The organism is Gordonia liuliyuniae (genome assembly GCF_021738805.1).
Classification (GTDB): Bacteria; Actinomycetota; Actinomycetes; order Mycobacteriales; family Mycobacteriaceae; genus Gordonia; species Gordonia liuliyuniae.
The window spans coordinates 54,595-73,611 of record NZ_JAKKOR010000009.1; the positions used below are offsets into that span (position 1 = coordinate 54,595).

General features: G+C 66.1%; 15 protein-coding genes, 1 tRNA gene and 1 pseudogene. 7 read left to right on the top strand and 10 right to left on the bottom strand.

What is annotated here, in order from left to right; translation table 11 throughout:
• Nucleotides 1–32 precede the first annotated feature (32 nt).
• From L5G33_RS12060 to L5G33_RS12070, 3 genes and pseudogenes are all read left to right on the top strand, one after another.
• Nucleotides 33–1,854 (top strand): annotated as a pseudogene (locus L5G33_RS12060) (DUF3556 domain-containing protein).
• A complete protein-coding gene (locus L5G33_RS12065) occupies nt 1,851–3,275 on the top strand; it encodes a phytoene desaturase family protein (RefSeq protein ID WP_236998433.1) in 1,425 nt (474 codons plus the stop codon). Before L5G33_RS12060 ends, L5G33_RS12065 begins: the two are co-directional and overlap by 4 nt.
• Complete coding sequence (locus L5G33_RS12070) at nt 3,272–4,531, top strand: PucR family transcriptional regulator (RefSeq protein WP_236998434.1); 1,260 nt, start codon at nt 3,272–3,274, stop codon at nt 4,529–4,531. The genes L5G33_RS12065 and L5G33_RS12070 overlap by 4 nt, the downstream gene beginning before the upstream one ends.
• 60 nt (nt 4,532–4,591) lie before the next feature.
• On the opposite strand, the gene L5G33_RS12075 is transcribed toward L5G33_RS12070, so the two are convergent.
• The 3 genes from L5G33_RS12075 to rpsA all read right to left on the bottom strand — a co-directional run bounded on the left by L5G33_RS12075 (nt 4,592) and on the right by rpsA (nt 8,598).
• The gene (locus L5G33_RS12075) at nt 4,592–5,806 is read right to left on the bottom strand and encodes a hypothetical protein (RefSeq protein WP_236998435.1); all 1,215 of its coding nucleotides are present in this window, start codon (nt 5,804–5,806) and stop codon (nt 4,592–4,594) included.
• A gap of 85 nt (nt 5,807–5,891) precedes the next feature.
• The gene (locus tag L5G33_RS12080; protein WP_236998436.1) at nt 5,892–7,004 is read right to left on the bottom strand and encodes a VanZ family protein; all 1,113 of its coding nucleotides are present in this window, start codon (nt 7,002–7,004) and stop codon (nt 5,892–5,894) included.
• A gap of 106 nt (nt 7,005–7,110) precedes the next feature.
• Nucleotides 7,111–8,598: a 30S ribosomal protein S1 gene (rpsA, locus tag L5G33_RS12085; RefSeq protein ID WP_236998437.1), complete on the bottom strand. Its 1,488-nt coding sequence runs from the start codon at nt 8,596–8,598 to the stop codon at nt 7,111–7,113.
• Between the two features lie 216 nt (nt 8,599–8,814).
• Here rpsA and L5G33_RS12090 point away from each other — a divergent pair, with 216 nt between their 5' ends.
• Genes L5G33_RS12090 through L5G33_RS12100 form a run of 3 tightly spaced genes read left to right on the top strand, consistent with a single transcriptional unit; the run spans nt 8,815 to nt 10,704 of the window.
• Nucleotides 8,815–9,339 carry a 2'-5' RNA ligase family protein gene (locus tag L5G33_RS12090; protein ID WP_236998438.1) on the top strand — a complete coding sequence of 175 codons (525 nt, stop codon included), beginning with the start codon at nt 8,815–8,817 and terminating at the stop codon, nt 9,337–9,339.
• On the top strand, nt 9,329–10,153 hold the full coding sequence (locus L5G33_RS12095) for a class I SAM-dependent methyltransferase (RefSeq protein WP_236998439.1): 825 nt from the start codon (nt 9,329–9,331) through the stop codon (nt 10,151–10,153). The genes L5G33_RS12090 and L5G33_RS12095 overlap by 11 nt, the downstream gene beginning before the upstream one ends.
• A 5-nt stretch (nt 10,154–10,158) precedes the next feature.
• On the top strand, nt 10,159–10,704 hold the full coding sequence (locus L5G33_RS12100) for a DUF1990 domain-containing protein (RefSeq protein ID WP_265742853.1): 546 nt from the start codon (nt 10,159–10,161) through the stop codon (nt 10,702–10,704).
• Nucleotides 10,705–10,733: 29 nt separating this feature from the next.
• Here L5G33_RS12100 and L5G33_RS12105 read toward each other — a convergent pair whose 3' ends face one another.
• From L5G33_RS12105 to L5G33_RS12115, 3 genes are read right to left on the bottom strand one after another with little or no spacing between them, the layout of a single operon-like run.
• Nucleotides 10,734–11,486, bottom strand: a complete 753-nt coding sequence (locus L5G33_RS12105; RefSeq protein WP_236998744.1) for an amino acid ABC transporter ATP-binding protein — start codon at nt 11,484–11,486, stop codon at nt 10,734–10,736.
• A 17-nt stretch (nt 11,487–11,503) separates the two neighbouring features.
• Entirely contained in the window at nt 11,504–12,433 is a 930-nt protein-coding gene (locus tag L5G33_RS12110; protein ID WP_236998441.1) for an amino acid ABC transporter permease, read from the bottom strand.
• 5 nt (nt 12,434–12,438) lie between these two features.
• Entirely contained in the window at nt 12,439–13,326 is an 888-nt protein-coding gene (locus L5G33_RS12115) for an ABC transporter substrate-binding protein (protein ID WP_236998442.1), read from the bottom strand.
• Nucleotides 13,327–13,458: 132 nt separating this feature from the next.
• On the opposite strand from L5G33_RS12115, the gene L5G33_RS12120 reads away from it, so the two are divergent.
• Nucleotides 13,459–14,352 (top strand): type IV toxin-antitoxin system AbiEi family antitoxin domain-containing protein, encoded by an 894-nt coding sequence (locus L5G33_RS12120; protein ID WP_236998443.1) that lies wholly within the window; start codon nt 13,459–13,461, stop codon nt 14,350–14,352.
• Between the two features lie 68 nt (nt 14,353–14,420).
• Here the strand turns inward: L5G33_RS12120 and L5G33_RS12125 are convergent, their stop codons facing one another.
• From L5G33_RS12125 to L5G33_RS12140, 4 genes are all read right to left on the bottom strand, one after another.
• Nucleotides 14,421–15,470 carry an isocitrate/isopropylmalate dehydrogenase family protein gene (locus L5G33_RS12125; RefSeq protein WP_308191571.1) on the bottom strand — a complete coding sequence of 350 codons (1,050 nt, stop codon included), beginning with the start codon at nt 15,468–15,470 and terminating at the stop codon, nt 14,421–14,423.
• Between the two features lie 23 nt (nt 15,471–15,493).
• Nucleotides 15,494–18,187 carry a DNA polymerase I gene (gene polA, locus L5G33_RS12130; RefSeq protein ID WP_236998745.1) on the bottom strand — a complete coding sequence of 898 codons (2,694 nt, stop codon included), beginning with the start codon at nt 18,185–18,187 and terminating at the stop codon, nt 15,494–15,496.
• A gap of 82 nt (nt 18,188–18,269) precedes the next feature.
• Complete coding sequence (locus L5G33_RS12135; RefSeq protein ID WP_236998445.1) at nt 18,270–18,866, bottom strand: ANTAR domain-containing response regulator; 597 nt, start codon at nt 18,864–18,866, stop codon at nt 18,270–18,272.
• 49 nt (nt 18,867–18,915) lie between these two features.
• Nucleotides 18,916–19,000: transfer RNA gene (locus L5G33_RS12140), tRNA-Leu, on the bottom strand.
• Nucleotides 19,001–19,017 lie beyond the last annotated feature (17 nt).

Here is a 19,017-nt window from a genome sequence, read left to right on the forward strand (position 1 = left end):
CCGTCCACAACTCCCAGAAATCGGAGAGAATCATGGGACTCCTCAAACCCGACTTCCCATCGGTCGACCCCGCGACCTTCCTCGAACGACCGTTCATGGAACGTGTCCGCGTGCTCGGCACCCATTGGGCCGAACACGGATTCGGAACGCCGAAGATCATCAACCTCATCTACGTGGTCAAAGTGGCGGTGTTGCACATCGCACTCGGCGTGACGATCGCGACGCTCTCATCGAGCCTCGGCGTCTTCGACATCGGCGACTGGTGGAATCAGCCGATCGTCTACCAGAAGCTCGTCCTGTGGACGATGTGCCTGGAGATCCTCGGATTCGGCGGCTCATGGGGCCCGCTCGCAGGCCACTTCAAACCGATGACCGGCGGCTTCCACTTCTGGCTCAAACCCAATACCATTCGGATGGCGCCGTGGCCGGGAAAGGTCCCGTTCACCGGCGGTGACCGTCGCACCCTGTTCGACGTGGTCTTGTACGCCGCGATCATCGTGAACCTCGTCGTGGCGCTCCTGCTTCCCGCCGTCCACGACACGACGCTGGAAGCGCTCCGTCCCGGGTCTGCGGGCCTGGTGAATCCCGCGGCACTGTTCCCGCTGATCATCATGGTGATCGCAATCGGCTTGCGCGACAAGGTGATCTTCCTCGGCGGACGTTCCGAGCAGTACCTGCCCGCCGTCGTGTTCTTCGCGGTGATGCCGTTCATCGACATGATCGTCGCGTTGAAGCTGCTGATCGTGATCGTGTGGGTCGGCGCAGGCATTTCCAAGCTCGGCCACCACTTCGCGATGGTGATTCCCCCGATGCTGTCGAACACGCCGTGGCTGCCGATCAAGGCGATCAAACGCGCCCACTACCGCCGCTTCCCGGACGACATGCGACCGTCCGTCCTCGCCGGCGGCGTCGGCCACGTGCTCGGCACCGTCGTCGAGATTATCGCTCCGCTCGTCCTGCTCTTCTCCACCGACCGGACGCTCACCCTGTGCGCGGTGGTTCTGATGGTCGCGTTCCACCTGTTCATCTTCTCGACGTTCCCGCTGGCCGTGCCGTTGGAGTGGAACATTCTGTTCGCCTACGCCGCGATCTTCCTGTTCATGGGCTTCCCCGCCTGGGACGGTTTCGGCGTCACCGACGTCACCACACCGTGGGCCGTCGTGTTTGCCGCCGCGGTCATGTTGTTCTTCCCGATTCTGGGCAACCTTCGACCCGACCTGGTCTCGTTCCTGCCGTCGATGCGGCAGTATGCAGGTAACTGGGCGGCCGCCACGTGGGCGCTCGCTCCCGGTGCCGAAGAGAAGTTGGAGGAGTTCGTTGTCCGCGGTGCACAGAACACTCGTACACAACTGCTCGGCACCTACGAGCCCGATGTCGCCGACGTCGTCATGCATCAGCTGATGGGCTGGCGGTCGCTCCACAGCCAGGGCCGCGCGCTGATCTCCCTGATGCAACGCGAACTGGGCTCGGACATCGACACCTACACGCTCCGCGAAGCCGAATTCTCGTGCAACTCGATCCTCGGGTTCAATTTCGGCGACGGACACTTCCACAACAAGAACCTCATCGACGCGCTGCGGCTTCGCGCCCGGCGAATTCATCGTCGCCTGGATCGAGTCGCAGCCGATCCACAAGGGCACCCAGGAGTACCAGGTCATCGACGCGGCACTGGGCATCGTCGAACGCGGCACATACCGGGTGACCGACGCGGTCAACGCGCAGCCGTGGCTGCCGGACGGTCCGATCCCGTTCGACGTCCATTACCGCGCCGATGTCGCACCGCACGCGGGTAGCCGGTTCGCTCAGGCGAGCGCACCCCAGGTCGCGCCCGCCGACACGACGCCGGCCCGATGACCAAGGCGGTCATCGTCGGCGGCGGGCCCAACGGGCTCGCCGCGGGCCTCCACCTCGCCCGCAACGGCGTCGCCGTCCAGGTCCTCGAAGCAAACGAGGACGTGGGTGGCGGCGCCCGCTCCGCGGAACTCACCGTACCCGGCGTCGTGCACGACGTCTGCTCGGCGTTCCATCCGATGGGCGTTGGCTCACCGTTCTGGAGGGAGGTCGATCTCACCCGTCACGGTCTGCGGTGGCGCTGGCCGGAGATCGACTGCGCACACCCGCTCGACGACGACTCGACGGCCCTTCTCTACCAGTCGATCGAGCAGACCGCCGACGGTCTCGGCGCCGACGGCAGACGATGGAAGGCCGTCTTCGGCGACCTCGCCCGCAACTTCGACGACCTCGGCGCCGACCTGCTGCGCCCGATCGCGAACGTGCCGTCGCATCCGATCAAGCTAGGACTGTTCGGTCCGCGCGCGCTGCTCCCCGCGAGCGTCCTGGCGAAAGCGTTCCGCACGCCTCAGGGTCGCGCACTGTTCGGCGGTATCGCCGCGCACGTCTACACCCGATTGGACCGACCGTTGACGGCCTCACTCGGCCTGATGATCGGAGCGAGCGGCCATCGTTACGGGTGGCCGGTGGCCGAAGGCGGGTCCGGCGCGATCACCGACGCGCTCGTACGCGCGCTCACCGAGGCGGGCGGTTCCATCGCCACCGGCGTCCCGGTCACGTCCCGCCGCGACATTCCCGACGCCGACATCGTGATGCTCGACCTGTCTCCTGCGCAGATCGTGTCGCTTTACGGCGACGCGCTGCCCGGGCGGATCCGCTCAGCGTACGAGAAGTACCGGATGGGATCATCAGCGTTCAAGGTCGACTTCGCTGTCCGCGGCGACATCCCGTGGCGTGACGCGCGCTGTGCTGCTGCGGGCACCGTGCACCTGGGCGGGACCTTCAGGCAGATGCGTGAGGCCGAGCGACTGCGGGCGACCGGCGTCATGCCGGAGCGTCCGTTCACTCTCGTCGGGCAACAGTATGTCGCCGATCCGACGAGGTCGAACGGCCAGATCAACCCGATCTGGGCGTACGCTCACGTTCCGTTCGGATACGACGGCGACGCGACGGAAGCGATCGTCGCGCAGATCGAGCGATTCGCTCCGGGCTTCCGAGACATTGTGGTCGCCAGGTCCGTGACGTCCGTGGCGGACATGACGGAGAAGAACCGGAACTACATCGGTGGCGACATCCTCGGCGGCTCGAATGCCGGCCTGCAGATGCTCCTGCGGCCACGACCGGCGATCGATCCGTATCGGGTCGGGATCCCCGGCGTGTACATCTGTTCGCAGTCGGCTCCACCCGGAGCGGGCATCCACGGTATGTGCGGATACCGCGCCGCGGAGTCCGCCCTGCGCGGCCTGCCCGGGAGTCGCCGATGATCGACGATGCCGCGCTCACCGAGCGCCTTCACGAGATCGCGCGGCGACTACGCGACGAAGAGGTTGAGGTCACTGCGGCCATCATGAACGCGATCGTGGCCGGCATCGACCGCCTCGGCGACGATCCCGGGCTGACGGAGATGCTCCAAGCGAGCGTCCACGGGAACGTCACGACGATCATCCACGTGTTGGCCAACGACATTCCCGTCGATCGCCTCCAGCCGACGACGGCCGCGGTCGAGTACGCGTTGCGTCTGGCTCAGCGAGAGGTCCCCTCGAACTCGCTCGTCCGCGCCTATCACATCGGACAGATCGTTCTGCTGCGCGACGTCTTCGCCAAAGTCGACGAGCTCGGGTTGAACACGAGCGACTCGATGGAGGTGCTGCGGCGAGTGTCCGATGTCGTGTACCGCTACATCGACTGGATCACCCGCTACGTGTTCGACGCGTACGAACAGGAGCGGCAGCGCTGGATGGGCGTCCAGAGTCACATGCTCACGTCGGCGATCCACGCCCTCCTCGGGTCGACGCCTCCGGACGAGGCACGCCTGCAGCGCGAGATCAGATACCGTCTGGACCAACGTCACTCGGCGCTGATCCTGTGGTCGACGGACGACGACGTGTCCGTCCGCGACTTGGATCGAACGGCTCGATCGCTCGCTGCCCGGCTGCACGCCGACGGAGACCCGCTGATCACCGCGATCGATCGGCGGACCGTGTGGATGTGGGTACCGCACGGCGCTCGGGCGAAGACGATCGGCGCCGACACCGTGCGGTCCGCCCTGACGTCCGAGGCCGGTATCGGAGCCGCGGTCGGACTGCCAGGAGTCGGAGTCCCGGGCTTCCGGCGCAGTCACCAACAGGCGCAGTCGGCGTTCACCGTCGCCACTATGAAAGCCGACCACGGGGGGACGACCGACCCCGTGGTCGCGTACGGCGACCGCGGGGTGGCCGTCGTCGCTCTCCTCGCGCGGGATGTCGACTCGACTCGCGCGTGGGTCCACGACGTCCTCGGGCCGCTCGCCACCCCGGGCGAGACAGCCGCCGTCCTCCGGGAGACGCTGAGCGCCTACTACGCGACGGGCGACAGCCACCTGCGGGCTGCGGAGCGGCTCACCGTCCACCGCAACACCGTCAAGTACCGCGTCACCAAGGCGCTCGCGGAGGCACCAGCCTCCGACCGACTGGACATCTCCGTGGCACTCATCGTGTGCGAGTTCCTCGGTGATGCCGTCCTCGGCGACGGCCCTCGCTGACGATGATCCGACTGTCGACAGAACTCGGGTGCCTCGACGCGGTCATGCGCACCGTCGTGGTCACCCGGTGACTGCAACGGTCTCGGTGACATCGACGTCGAGGCTGGTCCGCGCGATCTCCGACCCCGACAGCACATCGAGCGCGATCATCGTGTCGCTGGCCGGGTCGCTGACATACGCGGTCCCGCCGAGCACCTCGACGAGCGGCATCGGCTGCTGCCATTCGGCGGGCTCGGTCCACTCCCCGATCACTTGGTGACGCGCGATCTGTCGCCCGGTCGCCGGGTCGTAGACGTACAGCGCCCCGTCGGTGCCGAGGACCACGGCTTCGCCGTCCTGGCCTCGAGCGAGCGAGCGGAAGCTGTAGCTCGCCGGGAAGTCGACCACCCGCAACTCTCCGGTCCGGGTATCGGTGAGCGAGAACTTCCGCGGCCGCTCGATCTCGTCGTCATCCAAGTTGTCGGACGGAATCGTCTTGTAGTCGCCGAGTATGAAGGGAGAGCGGTCGTCGCCCGCCTGATTTCCGATACGCGCGTACGCGTCGGGCGCCGTCACCTTCGTGATCTCGCCGCCGCGGACCAGCAGAATGCCGTCCTCGCATCCGAACGCCAACACACCGTCGCCGGCCGCGGCCTCACCGTGGACGCCTGGGCACCGGTCGTCGGTCGCGATCTCCTCACCGTCGGCTCCGATGATCGCCACCCCGGTGCGTGAGTCCTCGTCGCCGCGGGAGACGACGAGGGACCCGTCAGCGCGTGCCACCGCGACGCCGTGGTGCGCTTGCGGTGCTTGATAGTCGGAGGTCTCCGGCTGGCCATCCGCCAGCGCGTCACCGGGCATCGTCTTCGCTTCACCGTTGCCGTCGAAGAACAGTGTGATCGTGTCGTCGTGGACCACGACGTGGCCCGGTTTGGGGCCCTCGAACGCGATCTCGGTCATCCGCGGCGTCGCGGTGAAATAGTGGCTGTGGTCGCCGTGCGATTCACGCCAGGTGCCCGAGTCCAGCACGTCGAACCCGTTGTCGGTCGTGACGACGACGTGCCGCGAATCGCCTGCGGAGTTCAGCCGGAGGAAGCCGTCGAGGTCCAGGTCGGCCACCTGCTGGAGGCTCTTTCCGTCCAGCACCCGGAGGCCGCCGTCGTGGGCGACCACGAGACGTGGTGTCGCACGGGACTTCTCGTTCGGCGACGAGGCTCCCTCGTCGTCCGACTCGCCGGAACATGCGGTGAGGATGGCCGCACCCGCTACAGCGAAGGCGGCCAGACGTAGTGTCATCGATTTGTGCATGACGGACAGTGAACACTCTGTTGAAAATTATTGTCAACAACGCATGGGTTTGCGGCCTCGCTGCACCACCTCGTCAGTCGCGGACCGACGTCGACTCGCTTGCGTGCGGGGGCCGCCCCGGGTCAGCGGCGGCGGCGGGCCGGGGCCTGGTGTCGACCAGTCTGCTGCCCGACACGAGGGCGGGCAGACCCCGCCCGTGCGACGTGAACAGCATCGTCAGCACCGCGACCCCCACGAACACCCAGGCGACGGCACTGTACGGAGCAGGCAGCAGCGTCAGCGCGAAGTACGTTCCGATGCCGCCGACAAATCGCATCACACGCACGAGCACAGTCGGCAGCGGACCGCCCCGGTACTCGAGTTCGACGCAGAGGTCGCCGACGGACCGTCCGGTCCACACGATGACGACGAACCACACCACGGCGGGGACGACGGCGCCGACGACGGACGCGAGGCTGCCCGAAAGAACAGCCGCCCGGTCGTCCGAGACGTACTGGAGCCATAGCTGGACCGCGATCGACACCGTTCCCGACAGCAACGTCGCGGCCAGGACGTCACACCCGGCTCCGACGAGACGCCGTGGTTTCGTGACCGGCCGAGCCAGTTCGCTGCCCGGCTGTCTGCCGACGCCACGCATCCGTCTCGGAACCACCAGAGCCGCGACGGACCCGACGAGCGCACCCACCGTGTTCGTGATGACGTCGTCGACGTCGAATACGCGATAGGCGCAGTCGTAGATGCCCCACATCCCGGTGAGCTGTGTCGTCTCGATGAACAGGGACACACCGGCGCCGGTGAGCAGAGCGGTCGGCAGCCCGCGGCCACCGAGAACGCGAACGAACGCACCGAACGGCACGAACAGCAGAACATTGAGCGCGAGTTGCAGGGTCGCGGGGTCGGTGAACGGGTGGCCGCGGTCGCGAGCGCCCTGCACGTCGCGCACCGCCTGCCACACGTCCGTGTTCATTCCGACGCACACCAGATGGTCGGGGTCGGGCAGCGGGAACAGCGTGTACGTCCAGATGGCGCAGAAGTAGATCAGCGCCGCGACCCACAGTAGTGATCTGCCGACCGTCAACCCGCCGCGTCTGCGGTAACTGACCGCGACGAACGGCACAAACAGCAGTAGCCCGATGACAGCGCCCGAGCCGATCGCCAACGCGCCAGAGAACACCTCGTTGCCCACGGCAGCAATGATATTCGGGCACTAACGCCGCGCGACACCAGGATGCACTGCACCCCGGGACCGTGCGGTCCCGGGGTGCAGTGTGATGTCGCTAGGCGACGACAGATCAGGCGTTGCCCGACAGCTTCTCGCGAAGCGCGGCGAGCTGCTCGTCGCTGGCGAGCGACCCACCGGTCGACGGAGCGCTGGCCGAGGACGACGACGATGCCTCGCTGGCACTGGCGCCGGCACTGGCCGACGACGACGAGTAATCGGTCGGAGCGTTCTCCGCCTCGGCGGCAGCCGCGGCGAACTTCTCCATCTGAGCCGTGTGCATCTTGTGACGACGCTCGGCCTCGGCGTACCGGGCCTCCCACTCTTCACGCTGCTTGTCGAAGCCTTCGAGCCATTCGTTGGTCTCGGCGTCGAAGCCCTCCGGGAAGATGTAGTTGCCCTGCTCGTCGTAGCTGTCGGCCATGCCGTACTTCGACGGGTCGAACTCTTCCGCGTAATCCTCGTTGGCCTGCTTCAGCGACAGCGAGATACGACGACGATCCAGGTCGATGTCGATGACCTTGACCATCGCGTCGTCGCCGACGGAGACGACCTGGTCCGGAACCTCGACGTGGCGCTCGGCCAGCTCGGAGATGTGGACCAGACCCTCGATGCCCTCTTCGACGCGGACGAACGCACCGAACGGCACCAGCTTGGTGACCTTGCCCGGAACGATCTGGCCGATCGCGTGGGTGCGGGCGAACTGACGCCACGGGTCTTCCTGTGTCGCCTTGAGCGACAGCGAGACGCGCTCGCGGTCCATGTCGACGTCGAGGACCTCGACGGTGACCTCGTCGCCCACGGTGACGACCTCGGACGGGTGGTCGATGTGCTTCCACGACAGCTCGGAGACGTGGACCAGACCGTCGACGCCGCCGAGATCGACGAAGGCGCCGAAGTTGACGATCGACGAGACGACGCCCTTGCGGACCTGGCCCTTCTGCAGCTGGTTGAGGAACTCGCTGCGGACCTCAGACTGGGTCTGCTCGAGCCATGCGCGACGCGACAGGACCACATTGTTGCGGTTCTTGTCGAGCTCGATGATCTTGGCCTCGACCTCCTTGCCGATGTACGGCTGGAGATCGCGGACGCGACGCATCTCGACGAGCGAAGCGGGCAGGAAGCCGCGGAGCCCGATGTCCAGGATCAGGCCGCCCTTGACGACCTCGATGACGGTGCCCTTGACGGCCTCGTCCTTCTCCTTGAGCTCCTCGATCGTGCCCCAGGCGCGCTCGTACTGTGCGCGCTTCTTCGACAGGATCAGACGGCCTTCCTTGTCCTCCTTGGTGAGGACAAGGGCTTCGACCTCGTCACCGACGGTGACGACTTCGCTCGGGTCGACGTCGTGCTTGATCGACAGCTCGCGCGAGGGGATGACGCCTTCGGTCTTGTAACCGATGTCAAGCAGAACCTCGTCGCGATCGACCTTGACGATGGTGCCCTCGACGATGTCGCCATCGTTGAAGTACTTGATCGTGGAGTCGATGGCGGCGAGAAAGTCCTCAGCCGAGCCGATGTCATTGACGGCTACTTGCGGCGAGGTGATCGTGGGGGACGACATATGGTGAGTTGCTCCGGACAGGTAGGTAGTAGGTACGGCTTCCGAGACTGTCCGTGCAGGCCAGACCCGAAATCCGAGAATTGTGTGCGCGCATGACGGACATGCGCGGTTCCTAGCCTACTACCCGCCGCTGGCCTGCACAAATGGGACTCTCGCGCTCCTCGACTCCACATGTGCGAACCGCTCGGCGCCGTCGGGGATGGGATGATCGTACGCGTGGCTCATTCCATCGAACTGCTGCTGGACGATGCCGCGGACTCACGGGTCCGCGACGTTTGGGGCGCCCTGGGCACGATCGGCCTTCGGACGCCGTGCGCGATCGACGCCCCGACCGTCCGACCGCACTGCACCCTGTTGGCCGGGACGTCGATTTCCGGGGTCGACGCGTCGATCACCATGGTCGCGCAACGGTTGCCGTTCACTGTCGTCGTCGGGCCTCCGCTGCTCTTCTCTGCACAGGCGGGTTTCACTGTCGCGGCGTCGGTCGTGCCGTCCACAGAACTACTGGCGGTGCACGCGAGAGTTCACCGGTTGTGCGGCGACGCGGTGACCGGTCTCGACCCGCACTGTGTCCCGGGTTCATGGACGCCGCATGTCACCCTCGCGCGGCGGGTGCCCGCCGAACTGGTCGCCGAGGCCGCCGCGCTGGTCGACGAGCCGGTCGTCGCACGCGTCACCGCGATACGGCGTTGGAACGGCGATACGCGGACCGAGACGGTGGTGCCCGGCCGTGCCTGCTGATTCTCCGCGCCCGCCGCGCGTCCTCGGCGACGTCGACTCTCCCGCCAGCGAGCGCGCCAACCGTTCGTGGTGGGACGCCGAGGCCGACGAGTACCACGTCGAACACGGCACGTTCATCGGCTCGACCACGCCCGGCGGCGAGTTCGTCTGGGGTCCGGAACGTCTACGCGAATCGGATGTGCGTCTGCTCGGCGACGTCGCCGGACGCGACGTTCTCGAGATCGGGTGCGGCTCGGCACCGTGCGCACGGTGGCTAGCCGCCCGCGGCGCGCGTGTCGTGGGCCTAGACGTGTCCGCAGGGATGCTCGCGCACGCCGTCGACGCGATGCGCCTCGACGAGCGCCGCGTCCCACTTGTGCAGGCCGGAGCCGAACAACTCCCGTTCGCCGACTCGTCGTTCGACATCGCGTGCTCGTCGTTCGGCGCCATACCGTTCGTCGCCGACTCGGCGCGCGCCATGCGCGAGGTGGCGCGCGTGCTGCGGCCCGGCGGACGCTGGGTGTTCGCGACGAACCACCCGATGCGCTGGATGTTCCTCGACGATCCTGGGCCCGAAGGCCTCGTCGTCCGCATGTCGTACTTCGACCGCACCCCGTATTCCGAGGCGGACGACGATGGCGTCATCACCTACGCCGAACACCATCGAACGATGGGTGATCGGATCCGTGAGATCGTCGCTGCGGGGCTAGTTCTCGACGATGTCGTCGAACCCGAGTGGCCGGACGACCTCGACCAGGAATGGGGACAGTGGTCGCCGTTGCGCGGCTCCCACTTCCCCGGCACCGCCGTGTTCGTGACGCACAAGCCGGAGTGACCGCGATGCCCGACGACCCAGTCGCCCGTCCGCTCGACCCGACGACTGCGTTAGCGCTCGCGGTGGCGCAACCCACGTTTCGTCCTGACCGACACGACCGCGGTAGGCGCTTTCACACGCTTCGCAGAGACCGTGTGATCGGCTCTGGCGCGGGCGATTTCAACGCTGCGCGTGCCGCCCTGTTCACGTGGCAGGTCCAACTCCGTTCCGGTGTCCGCGTCGAAGCCGATTCCCCGATCGTGCGTCTGGGTGGCGTCGCGGTCGTCTCCGTCGGCGTCGGGCCACTGCGGATCGGCGGCCCCGTCCGGATCGTGGACGTCGTCGATGAACCGGAGCGTGCCGGCTTCACGTATGTGACATTGCCCGGGCACCCGGAGGCAGGCGAGGAGTCGTTCCGTATCTCGACCGACGACGGTCTCGTCCGCTTCGAACTCACCGGGGCGTCACGACCCGCCACCCTGCTGACACGGGTGGGCGCACCGTTCGCCGCGCTCGTACAGCACACCATCACCGATCGCTACGTACGGTCCCTCGAATCACCCCGTGAGTGACCGCCGACTGAGTTACCGGAGTTTTGCGGTCACAGGAGCTTCGAGAGGAAACTCTGGGTGCGTTCGTGCTGGGGATCGGACAGGATTCTCCTCGGATCGCCCTTCTCGACGACGACGCCGCCGTCCATGAAGACCAACTGATCGGCGACCTCGCGAGCGAAACCCATCTCATGGGTGACGACCACCATCGTCATACCGTCCGCGGCGAGGCCGCGCATCACCTCGAGAACGTCACCGACCAGTTCGGGGTCGAGCGCGGACGTCGGCTCGTCGAATAGCATCAACTTCGGCTTCATCGCGAGCGCTCGGGCGATCGCCACCCGCTGCTGCTGACCGCCGGACAGCTGCGCCGGGTAGGCCTCGGCTTTGGCACGCAGGCCGACCTGATCGAGCAGTTCCATCGCGTGGTCGGTCGCCGACTCCTTGGACTCGCCCGCGACCAGCACCGGCGCCTCGATGATGTTGTCGACTACCGTCCGGTGCGGGAACAGGTTGAAATGCTGGAACACCATCCCGATGTCGCGGCGTTGGCGTCCGGCTTCCCGCGGGCTGAGTTCGTAGAGTCTGCCTGCCTTCTCCCGGTAGCCGATCAGGTCGCCGTCGACGAGGAGCCGTCCCGCGTTCACCTTCTCCAAGTGATTGACGCACCGCAGGAACGTCGACTTGCCAGAGCCCGAGGGGCCGATCAGGCACGCCACCTCGCCGCGCTGAACCTCCAGGGACACTCCTTTGAGGACCTCAAGCGCACCGAAGTTCTTGTAGACGCGGTCGGCCGAGACCATCGGGGTCACGTCGGCGCTCACTTGCCCTCCTCGACGATCGGTTCGTTGGCCGCGGCGAGCGCCGCCAGCTGCCTGCCCGACAGTTCGCGCGACGAGCCCTTCGAATAGTGCTTCTCCAGATAGTGCTGGCCGACCATCAGGACGCTCGTCACTACGAGGTACCAGGTCGACGCGACGAGCAGCATCGGAATCGGCTGGAAGTTGACTCCCGAGATGTCCCGTTGGCGGCCGAACACGTCCAGCGTGAACGGCACCGCGGAGACGAGGCTCGTCGTCTTCAACATCGAGATGACCTCGTTGCCGGTCGGCGGAATAATCACCCGCATCGCCTGCGGCAGCACGGTGCGGCGCATCGTCTGCCACCACGACATCCCCAACGCGGTCGACGCCTCCATCTGCCCTTCGCCCACCGACGAGATGCCGGCTCGGACGATCTCGGCCATGTAGGCCGCCTCGTTCAACGCCAGCCCGATCACCGCGATGACAAAGACATTCGTGAGACTGAACTCTTGGATATTGAGTTCGACGAACGTCGGTCCCCACGGCACACCGAGATTGACAGTCTGGTAGATCGACCCGACTAGCCCCCACAGCACCAGCTGGACGTACACCGGGGTGCCGCGGAAGATCCACAGGTACACCCACGACGTCCACCGGAACACGGCGTTGGGCGACATTCGCATGACCGCGATGACGACGCCGAGGATCACGCCGAAGAACATCGCCAGCACGGTGAGCGCCAGCGTGTAACCGACACCTGAGAGGATGCGCTCCTCGAACAGATAGTCACCGTACGTGCCCCACTTGTATGCGTCGTTCGTCGCCGCACCGTAGACGAACAGCGCCGCGAGCACGACGATGACCACGCCCGCCACCCACTGCCCGGGGTGCTTCAGCGGCACCGCTTTGATCGGCGCCGGTGCGTCCGATGTCTGGTTCTCCGCCATCCGAGCTACTCCTGTGCCCCGTTGATCTGTGATGTCTGGACCATTCCCGCCTGCACACCCCAATGTTCAGAGATCTTTCGATACTGTCCGTTGTCCATCAGATACTGCACCGCCTGGCGGACCGCCTCGCTGAGCGCGGAGCCCTTCCGGATCGGGAACCCGTAAGGCGCCGAATCGTAGGTGGGTCCGATCTGCTCGAGCTGACCTTCTGTCTTCTTCACCGCGTACGCGGTGACCGGGGAGTCGGCGGAGAACGCGTCGACCTGGCCAAGCAGCGCGGCGTTGACCGCCTGGTCCTGGGTGTCGAAGGAGACCTTGACGATCGGTTCCTCGCCCCGCGCCACACATGCTTCGCTCTTCGCGGGCACCTCGTCGGTGTCCTCGGTCGTCGACACCTGGACCGCGACACGCAACCCGCACGCGTCATCCGGGTCGATGTCGCGTCCGGGTTTCGCGGCCCATTGGATGCCTGCCGAGTAGTAGGTGACGAAGTCGACCTGCGTTTCCCTCTCCAGCGAGTCGGTGAACGACGACATCCCCATGTGGTAGCTCCCCGACTGGACCGACGGGATGATCTTGTCGAAGTCGGACTGCGTGTACGACACCTTCAGGCCGAGCACGTCGCCGATCGCGTCGACGAGATCGACGTCGTAACCGATGATGTCGCCGTTCCGGTCCTTGAACTCATTCGGCTGGTACGGCGGGTTCGTGCCGACCTTCAACACACCGCCTGCGCGGATGTCCGGCGGGACGAGGGACGCGATCTGCGGTTGCTCGTCGACGTGGATCTCGATCGGCTTGGTGTCGAACGCCGACTCGTCGACCACGCAGCCCGACAGCAGCAGCGCCGCGCACGCTGTCACGGCGGCGAACAGTCGCATACGCCCCGGCATCGTCGATGTCCTCTCGTCGGTCTGCACGAAACCTACTTGGTCCGAGAAACGAGTATGGCGGAATCATCGACGGCGACACGCTCGCGGGTCCCTTAACGGAACCGGCGGGTCGGCCGACGCGTCTAACTGTATGTGGGGGACTTCGGAGCAGTCGCGGCTCAACTGGCGACACACGACGGCGTCATCAATGCTGCGCAGGCGCACGCGTGCGGCCTCAGCGACGGTGACATCCGCGGGCGGCTCAAGCGTGGTGAATGGCTCGTTCTGAGTCGAGGCGTCTACCGGTCGGCCGCCCACCCGTACACCGAAGCGGCTATGGTCCGTGCCGCGGTCCTCACGTATCGGGGCGTCGCCGATCGGGCGACCGCGGCATGGTGGCACGGGATGCTCCGCGAACTCCCGGTCGGCATCACGTTGTCGGCGCTGCACCGGCGAGCGACGCCCGGTTGGCCGGTCGACGTGCGCGCTACCCGGCGGCAGTACCGCGCCGAATCGGTCACCGACGTGCTCGACCTCCCAGTCACATGTCGGCCGTTGACTGCGTTGATGACAGCAGTCGAGCTGCCGACGGGCGCCCAATTCCTCGATCGGATGCTCCAGACCCGCGCAGTCGATCTTGACGGACTGCGGCGCGCGGTCGACGACAACGCCGGCGTACAGGGCATGGTCGCGGCCCGCCGACTCGTGAACGTCGCGGCGTCCGACAGTGAATCCGAAGCGGAACGACTGTTCGTCCGGCTCTTGCAGAGCTGGGGCGTGACCGGTTGGACGCAGCAGCATCCGATCGGCGGGTGGCGACTCGACTTCGCGTGGCCCGAACTCAGGCTCGGAGTCGAGATCTCCGGTTGGGCTTTTCACCGAGACACTCGTCGACACGGCAACGACCTGGCCAAAGCCAACTATCTCGAACGAAACCGATGGAGCGAACTCCAGTACAACTGGCACATGCTCACCGACGACCCCGCCCGGTGCATCCAGGAGGTCATCGACACGATCAACCGACGATCTATCGCCTCGGACTGGTGACGCCGCAATATTTCGGGGTTCTATCGTTCACCACGAACGATAAGACACCAGAATATTCGAGCCCAGCCTCACAGGGCTTCGATGACCGCTCTCGTGAACTCCGCGGTACTCGCGGAACCACCCAGGTCAGCGGTCAGCACACCGTCGGCGAGTACGTGGGACACGGCCCCGTCGATCGCATCGGCGGCACGCAGCGTCGCATCGTCGGCTGATCGCTCTCCATGCCACCGCAGGAGCATCGCAGCCGAGGCGATCGTCGCGACGGGATTCGCGAGGCCGCGGCCCGCGATGTCCGGCGCCGCACCGTGGACTGCTTGCGCCATCGCGCGATCGGCCGACGAATTTAACGACGCGGCCAGCCCCAGCGACCCGGAGAGCTCGGCAGCCAGATCCGAGAGGATGTCACCGAACAGGTTCTCGGTGACGATCACGTCGAAATCCGCCGGGCGGCGGACGAGCAGTGCGGCCATCGCGTCGACGTGCTCGGTGTCGACGCGAACGTCCGGGTAGCGTTGCGCGACCTGCAGGCAGACATCGCGGAACAAGCCCGTCGTCATCCGCAGCACGTTGGCCTTGTGCACGACTGTCACGTGCCCACGACGTCGCCGCGCCGCTTCGAAGGCTTCGACGGCGATCCGTTCGGTCGCCGTCCGCGTGATCAACCCGACGGACAGCGCGACATCGGGCGTCGGCATGAACTCACCGCTCCCGACAGCCATGTTGCGGTCGGCGTACAGCCCTTCACTGTTCTCACGGACGATCAGGACGTCGATGTCAGGAGTCGTCGCGGGCACCCCGGACACCGCCCTCGCCGGCCGCAGGTTGCTGAACAGATCGAACTGCTTACGCATCACCGCCCCCGGCGCCGGATGTCGCAACTCCGCTGGATAAGCCGCACTGTCGTGTGGACCCACAAGCCACAGATCGAACTCGGCGAGCGCGTCGAGCGTGCTCCCCGGGATCGGGACGCCATGCGAGTCGATGGCCGCGGCACCGAACGGGAGCCGGGTGACCTGAACCCCGATCCCCTGCTTGTCGAGCGCGCGTTCGGCGACCGACACGGCCGCGGGCACGACCTCGGGACCGATACCGTCGCCGTCGAGCACTGCGATTCTCATGCGACCTTCCTCCGAATCACTCATCAGTGCGCGGCAGCATCCCACGTCCGTCCGACACCGACCGAGACCTCGAGTGGAACAGACAGTTCGATCGCACCGGACATCTCCTCGCGCACGAGTGCCTCGATTGCGTCGCGCTCTCCGGTCGCGACGTCGAAGACCAGTTCGTCGTGCACCTGCAACAGCATGCGTGAGCGGTGCCCCTCATCGGTCAGCCGTCGCTGCACGTTGATCATCGCGACCTTGATGATGTCGGCGGCGGTCCCCTGGATCGGCGCGTTGAGCGCCATCCGCTCGGCCGACTGTCGACGCTGAAAGTTGTCGGAGTTCAGGTCCGGCAAATAGCGCCTGCGCCCGAACAGTGTTGCCGTGTACTCGTTACGCCGGGCCTGCACGACGATGTCCTGCAAGTAGTCGCGCACCCCACCGAAACGAGTGAAATACTGTTCCATCTGCTGTTTGGCTTCTTCGCGGCCGATCCCCAACTGTGCGGCAAGACCGTACGCGCTCAAGCCGTACGCGAGCCCGTACGACATCGCCTTGACGCGCGACCGCATCTGCGCGTCGACCTGGTCGACGGGAACCCCGAAGGCGCGCGAGCCGACGAAGTTGTGCAAATCCTCCCCTGACCGGAACGCCTCGATCAAACCGGCGTCCTCCGACAGGTGCGCCATGATCCGCATCTCGATCTGCGAGTAGTCGGCGGTCATCAAACATTCGAACTCGGAACCCTGAGCTCCCGGCGCCGGCGCTCCCGCTGCCACGACGAAACCACCACGGATCTGGCGGCCTGCCTCGGTCCGTACCGGGATGTTCTGCAGGTTCGGGTCCGTCGACGACAATCGACCCGTCGCCGCAACTGTCTGATTGAACGTCGTGTGGATGCGGCCGTCGTCGGCGACCGACTTCAACAGGCCGTCGACGGTCACCTTCAGTCGCGTCGCGTCCCGATGCTCGAGCAGGAACTTCAAGAACGGATGCTCGGTCTTCTCGAACAGCCCGGCGAGCGCGTCGGCGTCCGTGGTGTACCCGGTCTTGGTCTTCTTGGTCTTCGGCATGTCGAGCTTGTCGAAAAGGATCGCTTGCAGCTGCTTCGGCGAACCCAGATTGACCTGCTCGCCGATCACTTCGTACGCAGACTCGGCGGCGTCGCGCACCCGCTGCGCGAACTCGGACTCCAGTCCGGCGAAGTGGTCGATGTCGACGCCGATACCGAGCTGTTCGAGGTCGGCGAGCACGAATGCGAGCGGCAGCTCCATCTCGGTGAGCAGCGCCGTCGAATCGATTCGCTCCAGTTCGACATCCAGTGCGTCGGCGAGTTCGGCGACGGCACGCGCCGAAAGCATCAACGACTCCGCGGCTCGCGCCGAATCGGCGTCGTCGTCGAGAAGCGACAGCTGGCCGCCGTCATCCACGCCGTCATCGGCCTTGAGCTCACGCCGCAGGTATCGCAGCGCGAGGTCGTCGAGGTTGAAAGTCCGCTGCCCGGGGCGCACCAGGTATGCGGCGAGCGACGTGTCGGAGGTGACTCCCGCGATGCTCCACCCGCGACCGCGCAGCGCGTGCACTGCCCACTTCACCTCGTGCACCGCCTTGACGACCGTCGGGTCGGCGAGCCACGCGGCGAGCGCGGCGTCGTCGGCCGCCGACATCGCCACCGGGTCGATGAACGCGCCCTCGCCGTCTGCCGAAGCGATAGCCAAACCGTCGACGTCCGAACCGACCACGATCCGCCGCGCGTCCACCGCGATGCCCGAACGTCCGGTGCGGGCGTGCGCGTCGAGCCACGCCGCGACCTCGTCGGCGCCCAGCCGTGCGCCGCGCACTTCCATGCCCTCCTCGGCCTCGGGCTCGGTCGAGGTCAACGTAGCGAACAGTCGGTCCCGCAGCACCTTAAACTCGAGGTCGTCGAACAATGCGTGGATCCGGTCCCGATCCCACGCGTGCAGCTTCAGGTCGTCCGGTCCGGCAGGAAGATCCATGTCCCGGATCATCTCGGTAAGTGTCCGATTCATCTGCACGGACGCGAGGTTCGCGCGAAGCGAGTCGCCCGTCTTGCCGCGGATCTCGTCGGCGTGGTGGAACAGCTGCTCGAGCGAACCGTATTCGACGATCCACTTGGTCGCCGTCTTGTCTCCGACACCGGGAATGCCCGGCAGGTTGTCGCTCTTGTCGCCGCGCAGCGCCGCGAAGTCCGGATACTGCTGCGGCGTCAGCCCGTACTTCTTCTCGACCTCCTCCGGCGTGAAGCGGGTGAGAACCGAGACACCGGTCTTCGGGTACAGCACGGTGATGTTCTCGTTGACAAGTTGCAGCGAGTCGCGGTCGCCGGTCACCACGAGCACGCGGTAGCCCGCCGCGTCGGCCTGTGTCGCCAGAGTCGCGATGATGTCGTCGGCCTCGTATCCTTCGACGGCCATCACCGGAATGCCCATAGCGTCGAGCACATCCTTGGTGATGTCGACCTGGCCGCGGAACTCATCGGGCGACTTGCTGCGCTGCGCCTTGTACTCCGGGAACATCTCCGCACGGAACGTCTTACGGGACACGTCGAACGCGGCGGCGATGTGGGTGGGCTCCTCGTCGCGCAGCAGATTGATGAGCATCGACGTGAATCCGTAGACCGCGTTGGTGTGCTGGCCAGTGTTGGTCGTGAAGTTCTCTGGCGGAAGGGCGAAGTGGGCCCGATAGGCCAACGAATGCCCGTCGAGCAGCATGAGGGTTGGTCGGGTCTCGGTCTTCTTCGCTGCACTCACAGGAGTGAGTCTAAGGCGTGGCCCCGACAGTCCGGGCGGCCCGTCAGCCGAGGGTCTCGACTACGACCTGTGCGACGGCCTTCATGGTGACGCGACGGTCCATAGCGTTGCGCTGAATCCAACGGAACGCATCCGGTTCGGTGAGTTCCTGCTTGGCCATGAGCAGCCCTTTGGCCTGCTCGATGAGCTTGCGCGTCTCGAAACGCTCGGACATGTCGGCGACTTCGTTCTCGAGCAGTTTGAGTTCGCGGTACCGGCTCAGCGCGACTTCGATCGCGGGCACGAGATCGGCCTGGGTGAACGGCTTGACCAGGTATGCCATCGCTCCGGCGTCGCGAGCGCGCTCGACGAACTCGCGCTGACTGAACGCGGTCAGCATCACGACGGGGGCCAGTCGCTTCGTGGCGATCTCACTCGCCGCGTCGATGCCGTCACGCACGGGCATTTTGACGTCCATGATCACGAGATCCGGCAACAACTCTTCGGTGAGGTCGACGGCGATCTGACCGTTCGGCGCTTCACCGACGACCTCGTAACCCTCTTCGCGCAGCATCTCGATCAGGTCGAGTCGAATGAGCGAATCGTCTTCTGCGACGACGACCCGGCTCGCCTGTCGGCCGCTCGGTGTCTCGTCTGTCATCGCGTGCGTCGCTCTCGTCCTCGTCTGTGCGGTGGCCTGTCGCGGTTACTGGTGCCCCGGGCCGGACTCGAACCGGCACCCCTTTCGAGACCGCATTTTGAGTGCGGCGCGTCTGCCTATTTCGCCACCGGGGCTGGTGGATCAGTGCGAG

Excerpts from the sequence above, each read along its gene's own strand:
- L5G33_RS12065 (WP_236998433.1), top strand. The coding sequence starts at position 1,851 with ATGACCAAGGCGGTCATCGTCGGCGGCGGGCCCAACGGGCTCGCCGCG.
- L5G33_RS12070 (WP_236998434.1), top strand. The coding sequence starts at position 3,272 with ATGATCGACGATGCCGCGCTCACCGAGCGCCTTCACGAGATCGCGCGG.
- L5G33_RS12075 (WP_236998435.1), bottom strand. The coding sequence starts at position 5,806 with ATGACACTACGTCTGGCCGCCTTCGCTGTAGCGGGTGCGGCCATCCTC.
- rpsA (WP_236998437.1), bottom strand. The coding sequence starts at position 8,598 with ATGTCGTCCCCCACGATCACCTCGCCGCAAGTAGCCGTCAATGACATC.
- L5G33_RS12100 (WP_265742853.1), top strand. The coding sequence starts at position 10,159 with ATGCCCGACGACCCAGTCGCCCGTCCGCTCGACCCGACGACTGCGTTA.
- L5G33_RS12105 (WP_236998744.1), bottom strand. The coding sequence starts at position 11,486 with ATGGTCTCGGCCGACCGCGTCTACAAGAACTTCGGTGCGCTTGAGGTC.
- L5G33_RS12110 (WP_236998441.1), bottom strand. The coding sequence starts at position 12,433 with ATGGCGGAGAACCAGACATCGGACGCACCGGCGCCGATCAAAGCGGTG.
- L5G33_RS12115 (WP_236998442.1), bottom strand. The coding sequence starts at position 13,326 with ATGCCGGGGCGTATGCGACTGTTCGCCGCCGTGACAGCGTGCGCGGCG.
- L5G33_RS12125 (WP_308191571.1), bottom strand. The coding sequence starts at position 15,470 with ATGAGAATCGCAGTGCTCGACGGCGACGGTATCGGTCCCGAGGTCGTG.
- polA (WP_236998745.1), bottom strand. The coding sequence starts at position 18,187 with ATGCTGCTCGACGGGCATTCGTTGGCCTATCGGGCCCACTTCGCCCTT.
- L5G33_RS12135 (WP_236998445.1), bottom strand. The coding sequence starts at position 18,866 with ATGACAGACGAGACACCGAGCGGCCGACAGGCGAGCCGGGTCGTCGTC.